This is a genomic window from Limosilactobacillus panis DSM 6035 (assembly GCF_001435935.1).
Taxonomy (GTDB): domain Bacteria; phylum Bacillota; class Bacilli; order Lactobacillales; family Lactobacillaceae; genus Limosilactobacillus; species Limosilactobacillus panis.
Genome location: NZ_AZGM01000076.1, coordinates 45,626 through 56,992, shown reverse-complemented (window position 1 = coordinate 56,992; position 11,367 = coordinate 45,626). Strand labels below are relative to the sequence as shown.

The 11,367-nt window shown below is 47.5% G+C and carries 11 protein-coding genes; 7 read left to right on the top strand and 4 right to left on the bottom strand.

Translation table 11 applies throughout. The features are described from left to right. The first annotated feature begins 222 nt into the window (after positions 1-222). The 7 genes from FD32_RS05595 to FD32_RS05565 all read left to right on the top strand — a co-directional run bounded on the left by FD32_RS05595 (position 223) and on the right by FD32_RS05565 (position 8,183). Complete coding sequence (locus tag FD32_RS05595) at positions 223-1,827, top strand: xylulokinase (protein WP_047769824.1); 1,605 nt, start codon at positions 223-225, stop codon at positions 1,825-1,827. A gap of 13 nt (positions 1,828-1,840) precedes the next feature. Continuing rightward, on the top strand, positions 1,841-2,572 hold the full coding sequence (locus FD32_RS05590; protein ID WP_047769822.1) for an L-ribulose-5-phosphate 4-epimerase: 732 nt from the start codon (positions 1,841-1,843) through the stop codon (positions 2,570-2,572). 136 nt (positions 2,573-2,708) lie between these two features. Further along, positions 2,709-3,788 (top strand): GntR family transcriptional regulator, encoded by a 1,080-nt coding sequence (locus FD32_RS05585; RefSeq protein ID WP_047769820.1) that lies wholly within the window; start codon positions 2,709-2,711, stop codon positions 3,786-3,788. Between the two features lie 310 nt (positions 3,789-4,098). Continuing rightward, positions 4,099-5,457, top strand: coding sequence for a sugar porter family MFS transporter (locus tag FD32_RS05580; protein ID WP_047769818.1), 1,359 nt, complete (start codon positions 4,099-4,101; stop codon positions 5,455-5,457). Between the two features lie 188 nt (positions 5,458-5,645). After that, the gene (gene araA / locus FD32_RS05575; RefSeq protein WP_047769816.1) at positions 5,646-7,070 is read left to right on the top strand and encodes an L-arabinose isomerase; all 1,425 of its coding nucleotides are present in this window, start codon (positions 5,646-5,648) and stop codon (positions 7,068-7,070) included. Positions 7,071-7,237: 167 nt separating this feature from the next. Next, a complete protein-coding gene (locus FD32_RS05570; RefSeq protein WP_047769814.1) occupies positions 7,238-7,564 on the top strand; it encodes a hypothetical protein in 327 nt (108 codons plus the stop codon). A 49-nt stretch (positions 7,565-7,613) separates the two neighbouring features. Next, positions 7,614-8,183, top strand: a complete 570-nt coding sequence (locus FD32_RS05565; RefSeq protein WP_047769812.1) for a sugar O-acetyltransferase — start codon at positions 7,614-7,616, stop codon at positions 8,181-8,183. 51 nt (positions 8,184-8,234) lie between these two features. Here the strand turns inward: FD32_RS05565 and FD32_RS05560 are convergent, their stop codons facing one another. The 4 genes from FD32_RS05560 to FD32_RS05545 form a co-directional block, all read right to left on the bottom strand. Then, the gene (locus FD32_RS05560; RefSeq protein WP_047769811.1) at positions 8,235-9,077 is read right to left on the bottom strand and encodes an aldo/keto reductase; all 843 of its coding nucleotides are present in this window, start codon (positions 9,075-9,077) and stop codon (positions 8,235-8,237) included. A gap of 2 nt (positions 9,078-9,079) precedes the next feature. Further along, the gene (locus FD32_RS05555; RefSeq protein ID WP_047769809.1) at positions 9,080-10,165 is read right to left on the bottom strand and encodes a GntR family transcriptional regulator; all 1,086 of its coding nucleotides are present in this window, start codon (positions 10,163-10,165) and stop codon (positions 9,080-9,082) included. Between the two features lie 92 nt (positions 10,166-10,257). Continuing rightward, positions 10,258-10,749 carry a universal stress protein gene (locus tag FD32_RS05550; RefSeq protein ID WP_047769807.1) on the bottom strand — a complete coding sequence of 164 codons (492 nt, stop codon included), beginning with the start codon at positions 10,747-10,749 and terminating at the stop codon, positions 10,258-10,260. A 65-nt stretch (positions 10,750-10,814) separates the two neighbouring features. Next, on the bottom strand, positions 10,815-11,108 hold the full coding sequence (locus FD32_RS05545) for a hypothetical protein (protein ID WP_047769805.1): 294 nt from the start codon (positions 11,106-11,108) through the stop codon (positions 10,815-10,817). Positions 11,109-11,367: the final 259 nt, after the last annotated feature.

Below are 11,367 nucleotides of genomic sequence, written 5' to 3'. Positions count from 1 at the left end.
GTACGGTGGTGTGAGAGGTCGGTAATTGAACTAATCAATTACCTCCTACTCGATTGGTCAAATTTATAATGATAAATATTTAATTATCTGCCGATGAATTGCGGTATTTGTGAAATTCACGTAATATTTATTATGCTTATTCGTAACAAGCTTATTTGATTTATACGTATAAATATTTTACAATGAAGTTGTTCAATAAATTTGTAGGGGGAGGCAATTCCTGTGGATAAAAGCAAAATTAAAGCAAAAATTGAAAGCGCCAACACTGCGCTCGGTATTGAGCTCGGCTCGACGCGGATTAAGGCGGTCTTGGTAACGGACGACTACCAGGTCGTTGCTTCTGGAGACTTTGTTTGGGAAAACGAACTCCGGAACAATATCTGGACCTACCCACTTGAGAAGGTATGGAAGGGAATCCAGACCAGTTACGCTAACATGGCGGCCAGTGTCAACGAACAGTATGGTGTCCGCCTGACCAAAATTGGTTCGATCGGGATCAGTGCGATGATGCACGGTTACATGCCCTTCGATAAGGACGGTAATTTGTTAGTACCATTCCGGACCTGGCGGAACAACATTACTGGTGAGGCCGCTGAAAAGCTGACGGAACTGTTTGACTTCAACATTCCGGAACGGTGGAGTGTGGCCCACCTTTACCAAGCAATTCTTAACAAGGAAGACCACGTTAAGGACATCGACTTCATCACGACTTTAGACGGCTACGTTTCCTGGAAGTTATCCGGAAACAAGAACACCGGGATTGGCGACGCCTCCGGGATGTTCCCAATCGATGAGGAGACGAAGACCTATGATGAGAAGATGCTTGAACAGTTTGCTGGCCTGCCGGAAGTGGCCAAGTTTGACTGGGACATCAAGGACATCCTGCCAGAGGTTCTGCTGGCTGGTCACCCAGCTGGTAAATTAACTGCCGAGGGTGCCAAGCTGTTGGACCCTAGTTCCCAGCTGCAAGCGGGTTCTTTGATTGCCCCATCGGAAGGTGATGCCGGGACAGGGATGGTTGCTACCAACGCCGTACGAAAGCGGACCGGGAATATTTCTGCCGGAACGTCTGCCTTTTCGATGGTGGTTCTTGACCAAAAACTAAATAAGGTTCACCGCGACATCGACATGGTTACGACGCCCGACGGTGCACCGGTAGCAATGGTTCACACCAACAACTGCTCCTCCGATATCAATGCTTGGGCCAGCGTCTTCAACCAGTTCGCTAAGGTTCTGGGAATCAACCTGTCACCGAACGAACTATACGAGAAGCTCTTTGACTCCTCCTTACAGGGGGACCAGGACGCTGGTGGCCTGGTTAACTTTAGCTACCTTTCCGGTGAAAACATTACGAAGGTTCAGGACGGGCGGCCAATGATGGTTCGCAAGCCGGACAGTCACTTCACCCTGGCCAACATCTTTAAGGTTCAACTCTACTCCGCCTTTGCCCAACTGAAGATTGGGATGGATATCCTTCTGCGGGAAGAACACATCCGGACCGACGTGCTGATTGCCCAAGGTGGCCTCTTCAAGACACCAGTCGTTGCTCAACAAGCCCTCGCCGATGCCTTGAATACGCCGATTACCTTAATGAGTAATGCCGGTGAAGGTGGTCCATGGGGGATGGCCGTCCTGGCCCTCTACGCCAGTGATACTAAGGGTAAGAACTTGGCTGACTACCTAGACGACGAGGTCTTTGTTGACGCCGAAAGCTCAACCCTCTTCCCAGAGCCAGAGAGTGTTCAAGGCTATGAGAAGTTTATCGATAACTACAAGGAAGCATTGCCAGCCGAAATCGAAGCCGGTAAGAACATGAAATTAAACTAAAAGGAGAAGAATAATGCTCGAAGAATTAAAGAAGGAAGTATACGACGCCAACATGAAACTGCCTAAGTTAGGCCTGGTTACCTTTACTTGGGGGAATGTCTCCGGAATTGACCGCGATAAGGGACTCTTTGTCATCAAGCCATCTGGTGTTCCATATGAAGAAATGAAGCCGGCAGATATGGTAGTTGTTAACCTCAAGGGCGAGGTCGTTGAAGGGGACCTGAACCCGTCCAGTGACACCCCAACTCATACCTACCTGTACAACCACTTCCCAAAGATTGGTGGAATTGTCCACACCCACTCCCCATGGGCCGTTTCCTTTGCCGCTGCCCACATGGATATTCCGGCCATGAACACCACCCATGCCGACACCTTCTACACCGATGTGCCGGCTGCCGATGCCCTGACCAAGGAAGAAATTGAAGAAGACTACGAAGGCAACACCGGGAAGGTAATTGTCCGCAGCTTTAAGGAGCGGGGTTTAGACTATGAAGCAACCCCAGCAGCCCTCGTTATGCAGCACGGTCCATTTGCCTGGGGACCAACTCCGGACAAGGCGGTTTACAATGCTAAGGTTCTGGAAGTCGTTGCCGAGGAAGACTACCACACTTTGCAATTGACCCGGGCAGATAACCACCTGCCACAATACCTGTTGGATAAGCACTATTACCGGAAGCACGGGAAGAATGCTTACTATGGCCAAAATAACGCCCACAGTAAAGACCATGCCAAACGCGAAAACTAATTTAAATTAAAAAGCTAATGCGCCCCGGACGGTTAACTGCCGACAATTATTAGACCAATGGTTGTCCGTAGTTTGTTTGGGGCGCGCTTTTTTTGCTGATTACTGTATAATAGTCGCATAACAGGGAGGGGACAGAATGGCAACCAAGTATGAGACCGTAAAGGAGAAAATTCGACAGAAAATTAATTCAGGGCACTACGAAAAGGGTACCCAACTGCCGACAGAATCAGCCTTGATGGCGGAGTATAATGTCAGCCGCTACACCATCCGGCGGGCGATGGGTGAACTAGAGAACGAACACTACATTTACCGGATCCAAGGTGGGGGAATGTACGTCGACGACTGGCAGGCGACACCGGATAAGCCAGTGAATCGCAAAGTCATTGGGGTCGTGACCACTCATTTAGCGGACTACATTTTCCCGAGCATTATTAGTGGGATTGACCGAGTAATCTCGAGTCATGGTTATTCGGTCCTGTTAAGCAACACCCACAACGACCAACAGCAGGAGCGAGTTAGCCTACAAAGAATGCTTAATAGCAAGGTTGATGGGCTAATCTTGGAACCAACCCAAAGTGCCCGGCCTAACCCCAATCAGGACCTCTACCAACAAATTGAGGACTCTCACATTCCAGCAATCTTTATCAATGCCCACTATGATAATTCTTCGTTACCCTACATCGACATCGATGACCGGGCAACCGAGATGAAGTTAGTTAATAGCCTTTTTGACAATGGTCACCAACGGATTTTGGGTGTCTTTAAGATTGACGATATGCAGGGGGTTGGCCGGATGCAGGGCTTTTTGGATGCCTATACGGCCCATCCTGACTTCACCCTTCTTAGTAACGTGATCATGTACCAGTCAACGGATGACGTGGCCCAGATCTTTGATAAGATTGCCCAGTACATGCGGTCTGATGACCGACCCACCGCAATTGCCTGCTATAACGATGAGCTGGCAATCCAGGTGATGGACGTTATTCGCTCACTGGGGATGGCAATACCCGAGGACGTCAGTATCATTGGCTTTGATGACTACCTCCTGAGCGACTATGTAATGCCGGGACTTACAACCGCGGTTCACCCTAAGAATAAGATGGGGGTCGATGCTGGACAGATGATTTTAAAACTGATCAAGGGAGAGAAAGTCAAGCCGATCATTTACCATCCCGAGATCATCCACCGTCAGTCAGTGAAGAAGATTACAAACTAATATATATCCGGACGAATAACAACATCAGGTCCACGTATTTCTGCATTATTGCAGTAAGTACGTGGACCTTTTTGGACTTATCTGTAAATTTGGGAGAAATTAATCAGGGAAACAAAGGCCGGCAGGACAGCATTTATCCGGACTATAAATAATTTATACGCAATTTTAGGAATAAAATTGTAACCGTTTTATTGACTTGTCCTGACAAATATCTTATACTTACGTTGTAAGCGCTTGATATGTAATTACGAATCGCATGTGATTAGGATTCTGAGGTTGTTATTTTTACAAAGTATAGGAGTGAACAAAGTTGAAGAAGATTTCAAACGGTTTTATCTATACTTTTGGTGCACTTGGTGGTTTACTGTTCGGATATGATATCGCGTCCGTTTCTGGTGCCATCCTGTTTATCCAGAAGCAATTAAGCCTTAACTCTTGGGAACAAGGGATGGTCGTTTCATCCGTTTTGATTGGTGCGATCCTTGGTGCCCTGGGTACTAGTAAGTTCCTTGATAAGTATGGTCGTCGTAAGTTGTTAATTTGGGCCGCAATTATCTTTACAATTGGTGCCTTGGGTTCTGGTTTTGCTCCTGAATACTGGACCCTGTTAGTTACCCGGGTTATCTTGGGGATTGGTGTTGGTATTACTTCCGCATTGATTCCAGCCTACCTGCACGAACTAGCACCAAAGCGGATGCACGGTGCCGTTGCTACCATGTTCCAGTTGATGGTCATGATTGGTATTTTACTTGCCTACATCCTGAACTACACCTTCCAAAGCATGTACACCGGTTGGCGTTGGATGTTAGGGTTCGCCGCATTACCAGCTATTATTCTTTTCTTCGGTGCCCTGCTGCTGCCAGAAAGTCCTCGTTTCTTAGTTAAGATCGGTAAGGTTGAGCAAGCACGGGCCGTTTTGATGAACACTAACAAGGGTGATGAACAAGCTGTTAACACCGCCCTGGACGAAATTCAAGTTTCCGCCAACCAAAAGCAAGGTGGTTGGAAGGAATTATTCGGTGCCGATGTTCGGCCAGCTCTGGTTACCGGTTTAGGTGCCGCTATCTTCCAACAAATTATTGGTTCTAACTCAGTTATTTTCTACGCACCAACGATCTTTACTAAAGTTGGTTGGGGTGTTTCCGCTGCTCTACTTGCCCACATCGGGATTGGGATTGTTAACGTTATTGTTACCGTTGTCGCAATGCTTTTGATGGACCACGTTGACCGGAAGAATATGCTGACAATCGGTGCTGCCGGCATGGGTCTGTCACTGTTCGTTATGGCCGCTATCCTGAAGATGGACAGTGGATCACAAGCTGCCGCCTACGTAAGTGCGATTGCCTTAACTGTCTACATTGCCTTTTACGCATGTACTTGGGCCCCAATTACCTGGGTTTACATCGGTGAAGTCTTCCCACTGAACATTCGTGGTTTAGGGACATCACTTTGCTCCGCTACGAACTGGTTAGCCGATATGGTAGTTTCCTTGACGTTCCCATCAATGTTAGCTGCCTTCGACATTGCTAATACCTTCATTATTTACGGTGTTATCTGTGTTATTTGTATCATCTTTACCAACAAGTTCTTCCTCGAAACTCGTGGGAAGTCGCTTGAAGAGATTGAAGCTTCAATGCGTAAGATGACTGCCGCTAAGAAGAATGCTTAGCGAGTAAAAAAGGCTGTTTCCTTAGAGCGAGAAGGAAAACAGCCTTTTTTGTTAAATTTATTCGAATATTTACGCTAGTTGTATTGATTTATACGGATGAATTCTATATAATAAAAATGTAAGCGATTTAGCGATAACTAATACAAAGTTACCGCAACTTCATTTAAGGAAAAGGAGATTATTCAATCATGTTAAAAAAGCCTGATTATGAATTTTGGTTCGCCGTTGGTAGTCAGCCGCTGTACGGCCCAGAAGCACTGCAACAAGTTGAAAAGGATGCCCGCAAGTTAGTTGATGGCTTAAACGCCAGTGGCAAGCTGCCTTACAAGGTCGTCTTCAAGTTAGTAGCCACCACTGCTGACAGCATCACGAAGTTCATGAAGGAAGTTAACTACAACGACAACGTTGCCGGGGTCATTACCTGGATGCACACTTTCTCCCCAGCTAAGAACTGGATCCGGGGGACGGAACTGCTGCAAAAGCCACTCCTGCACCTGGCTACTCAAATGCTGGACCACATCCCATTTGACACAATTGACTTTGATTACATGAACCTGAACCAAAGTGCTCACGGTGACCGTGAATACGACTACATCAATGCGCGGATGGGTGTTCCAGAAAAGATCGTTTATGGTTGGTGGAATGACCCTGAAGTTCAAGAAGAAATTGCCGACTGGGAAAAGGTTGCCGTTGGTTACAACGAAAGCTTCCACATCAAGATCGCTCGTTTCGGTGACACCATGCGTGACGTTGCCGTTACTGAAGGTGACAAGGTTGCTGCCCAAATTAAGCTAGGCTGGACTGTTGATTACTGGCCAGTACCAGAATTGGTTGCGGCTGTTAATGCAGTTAAGGAAGAAGACATTGACAAAGAATACAAGCGGCTGGAAGAAAACTACGACATGGTTGAAGGCGACAACGACCATGACAAGTATGTTCACTCCGTTCGTTACCAACTTCGTGAATACTTGGGAATCAAGCACTTCCTGGACGAAAAGGGTTACGACGCATTTACTACGAACTTCCAAGACCTTGAAGGGTTGGAACAACTGCCTGGCTTAGCCGTTCAACTGTTAATGATTGATGGTTACGGCTTCGGTGCTGAAGGGGACTTCAAGTCAGCCGGTCTGTCCCGTCTGCTGAAGATCATTGCTGAAAACAAGCAAACGGCCTTCATGGAAGACTACACCCTTGACCTGCGGAAGGGTCACCAAGCAATCATGGGCTCCCACATGTTGGAAGTTGACCCAACCCTTGCTTCCGATAAGCCACGGGTTGAAGTTCACCCACTAGACATCGGTGACAAGGCTGATCCAGCACGGTTGGTATTCACCGGTTCTGAAGGTGAAGGGATTGACATTACCCTTTCCTACTTCGACGATGGTTACAAGTTCATTGCCTACGATGTTGACTGCGCAAAGCCAGAAAAGGAAATGCCAAATCTGCCAGTTGCCAAGCAAATGTGGACGCCAAAGTGCGGCCTGAAGAAGGGTGCTACTGGCTGGATGCGTAATGGTGGTGGACACCACACCGTTCTGTCAATGAACCTGACGATGGACCAAATGGAAACCTTGGCAAACTTGTTTGGAATCAAGTTAATTGATATTAAATAAGTTAGTTTAAGGAACCATCCCTTAATCAAACCAAATAATAGATACACCTCGAGTGGCAGGATTAATAAATCCTGCCACTTTTATTATATAAATTGAAAGCGGTTGCTAATTTATCCGGACAAGTGTAAAATGGTAATAGTGATAAAATAGAAAAGCGGGGATATAAGATGAAACTTCATAAATTAAACCCGGTCAAGGTGGACCACCTTCAAGAGGGCACGGTCTATTACCGCCGGTGGACAAAGTTTGAAAAGGTGTTTGCCGTGGTCGGTGTCCTTCTCCTGTTTACGGGGATTGGAATTGTATCCGACGTAATTTTACTGGCAATGTACCTCTACTGTATGGATAAGGTGGACGTTTCGCCGGTTGGTCATCCGGACAAGCGCCTGTTAATTAAAAAGCACGAGTGGGACCACTACCGGCACGTTCACGGGATTGACTACTGGCACCAACATCAGCCACGGCGGGTCAAAGCGATGGTTAGTCACCAGTAAACAAGTTTGAGCCAATTGGGGCTCTTTTTTTATGGAGGGGGAGGAAAAGATGAAAAGTGAAAAAGAAAAGATGCTCAGTGGGGAAGTCTTTAAGGTTAACGGTTCCACATTAGTCGTAGAACGGGGGCACGCCCGTCGGTTGGTCCAATCCTTTAATGAGCTGGGCGAGGACCAGCCGGCCAAAAGTAGGGCCCTGATTAGGGAATTGTTTGGTCACGTTGGTAATGGCTGCGAGGTTCATCCGCACTTTCGTTGCGATTACGGCTACAACATTGAAGTTGGTGATGACTTCTTCGCTAACTATGACTGTGTGATGTTGGATGTCAGCCCAATTCGGATTGGTGACCACTGCTTACTTGGTCCCCGGGTCCAGCTGTATACCATTAACCATCCCCTTGACCCTCGTTTGCGGCGGAACGGGGCCTATGGGCAAAGCTTTGATATTACCCTGGGTAATGACGTTTGGGTTGGGGGCGGGAGTATTATCTGTCCTGGTGTGACCCTTGGTGATAACGTGGTCGTTGGTGCCGGAAGTGTTGTCACCAAGTCTTTTGGGGACAACGTGATCATTGCCGGTAATCCTGCCCGGATCATCAAGAAAAATTCGTATCGTGAATGAAAAAACGTCCCTTTAACCGGATTTCCCGGCTAAGGGGACGTTGGGCTCTCTTTACCATTTTTTGTTGTATTCATAAACCAGGGCGGGTTCCTTTCCCGTCCGATGGAAGTCGTTTAGCTGGTTAATTTGGGCCATTTCATGGTCACTTAAGGAGAAGCCATAGATATCCGTGTTCTGCCGGATGCGGGATTTGTGAACCGACTTGGGAATAAAGGCGACTCCGCTTTGCAATTGCCAGCGTAAGATAACCTGGGCAGCCGACTTATGATGATGGGCACCAATTGCCATCAATACGGGGTCATTGAGGATGGTTCCCCGACCGAGTGGACTCCACGCCTGGGTGATAATTTGGTGGTCGGTATCGAACTTGACCAGCGGAGCCTGGTTGAGGCGGGGATGGCGTTCAACCTGGTTGACAACGGGCATTTCATGGGCCTGGGTGGCCAGATACTGGAGGTGGATAACCTGGTAGTTGCTGACGCCGATTGATTTTGTCAGGCCAGCCTTTTTGAGCTCTTCCAGCGCTGTCCAGCTGTCAAAAAAGGCGCGTTTGATTGGCCAATGAATCATCAAGAGGTTGACATAGTCTAGTTGCAACTTGTGTAGTGAGTCTTTTACCGCGGCAATTGTTTTCTGGTAACCCTGATTTTCTTCCGCCACCTTGGTGGTTACAAACAGCTCTTCACGGGAAACGTTCAGATCGGTCAGCGCCTGACCAACCTCCGCCTCGTTTTTATATAGCTGGGCCGTGTCAAAAAGCCGGTAGCCAGCATCGTAGGCACTATTAATTGCCGAAGAAATGGTGGATTGGCCGCTTACCTTGTAGAGGCCGAACCCCTCTTGCGGCATTTTTTGCCCATCAGCAAGGGTCAGTAAGTTTGTTTTAATGTCCAAGTTTAATCTCCTCCTTTAATTTGCTGCGTTGATGTTCCCTTGACCAGAGGAACAGGGTAGGTGATTGAGTGACCATCTTTACCGTTTATCATGTCGAGAATCATCTTCCCGGTGTCCTTGCCTAGCTGCCGTTTGGGGTGGCTTGACGTTGTTAATGTCGGGGTCATTGTCTGAGCAAGGTCGTAATTATCAAAGCCAACAACGGAAATATCTTCCGGTACCCGGACGCCCTGGTGTTGGAGGTGACCGATGATGTGGGTGGCCAATTGGTCATTGTAACAGGCAATTGCCGTCGGGTGGTCTGGTGACTTAAGAAGGTTATCGACCTTTTGCAGGATTGCAGCGTGGTCATTATTTGACTGGTACATAATCACCTCACTGTCGGTTACGGGAATTCCGGCATCCTGGTAGGCCTTGATCATTCCCGCCTCCCGGTTGACGCCTTGCCGGTCATCAATCTGAAAGACGCCGAGGATCTTCTGATGGCCGAGGTCAAAAAGGTAGTGGATTAGTTCTTCTTCTGCTTGTTGGTCCTGGGTAAGGAGGGTCGGAAAGGCCAATTCCGGGTAAGTCGCGTGAAAAAGGATCGTCGGAATATGGTAATCGTTGATTTGCCGGTAGAGGTCGAGGTTGGGATTCGGAAGGGCACTTTGGGTGGGTTCAATGATCAGGCCGGCAATTTTAAGGTCGAGCATGTTAAGGAGGGTCTGCCGCTCGCGATGGTGGTTATTAAGGGTATTACCAACAATCATCGAGTAACCCTGCTCGGTTACAACGCTATCGATTCCGGAAATGATTGGGGGAAAGATATAGTCAGCCATGTGGGTACTGATAACCCCAATCAGTTTATTGGTGTCGTCGGCAGACCAGTCTCGTTGCCAGTCCTGGACGAACATCCCGCCACCCTGGATCCGGTAGATATAGTGCTCATTTTCCAGGTCACCGACCGCCCGCCGGATGGTGTAACGGGACACGTTGAACCGCTTCATCAACTCGCTTTCGGTAGGGAGCTTCTGGTTGATCTGGTATTTACCATCAATGATTTCCTTCCGGAGGGCTTGCTTAACAATTTCATATTTGACTTTCATGTATACACCGCGCTTTCTAGAAACGAAAAAATGCTTCATAAATGACGTCAACGGTCAGCTATGAAGCATTTTAACTTGTTATAAAGTTTATTTTAACGCTTGTTCCGCTTCTTTGGGTTGACAACGGGCTTGTTTTCCAAGTCAGTCCGAACAACCAGGACATCGCAGAGGGCAGTCCGGGTAACGTATTCGGTAACGGAACCAATCAGAATCCGTTCAACCGCATTTAGACCGGTAGCCCCAATCATGATCAGGTCAGCACCCATTTCCTTTGGAACATCACGGGCAATGATGGTCTTTGGTGCACCGTATTCAATGGAGTAGCTGACGTTCTTAACACCTTGCTTCTTGGCGTATTCAATGTATTGGTCAAGGGTCTTCTTGGCGGTGTCGGTAACCTGTTCAACCATTGAAGTGTCGAAGCTTGAAATGTTTTGGAAGGCCCGGGTGTCAACAACGTGCAGCAGACGCAGTTCGGCATCTTCCCCGTTCCGCTTAGCAACGGCAACGGCCTTCTTGAAGGCTAATTCAGCTTCCGCAGATCCATCAACTGGGACCAAGATGTGTTTGTATGTTTGTGCCATAATAGTGCCTCCTTAAGCTTGTTTACCCTTATTATACACTTTTCAGACTAGGGGGGTAAAGCAATCTAGCGATACTTTGCCCGGAATTCGCTGGTGATTGAAAAGGCCATCTGGGTCTCTAAAATGCAACCAATCACCACCATTATGACAATAAATGCGATACTGTTAGTCCAAGCCGCCACGATAGTAACAATACCAATTATGGTCATGATGATCCCCCAAATTTTAAGCTGACTAGCGACAAACTTACTCTTCAGTGGGTCGAAGATCATGAAGGGCTTATGAAGGTGGGTTAAAAAGAAGACCCCTTCAAAGAGGGCAATCAGGCCAAAGAGGGTCACAAAAAGCGGTAAAAGCATTATGAAATTCTCCTTATCAGTGTAGAATTTGTTAGAAAAACTTAGAAGGGGCTAGGGAAAATAACTTTCCCTAGCCCCTAATTTTGACTATGTACGAAAACTCCGTTGGTGCCGTTAATTGTCATTCAGTGTTGACCTGTATGTTAAACAGGTGGGGCATGGCTGTCCAGTCGCCAACTACCAAGTGAAAAGGCATGTTGTAAAAAGGACAAGACACTAGTCCCAAAGTAAAAAGACTGTAAGGCAAACCTGCGTTTAG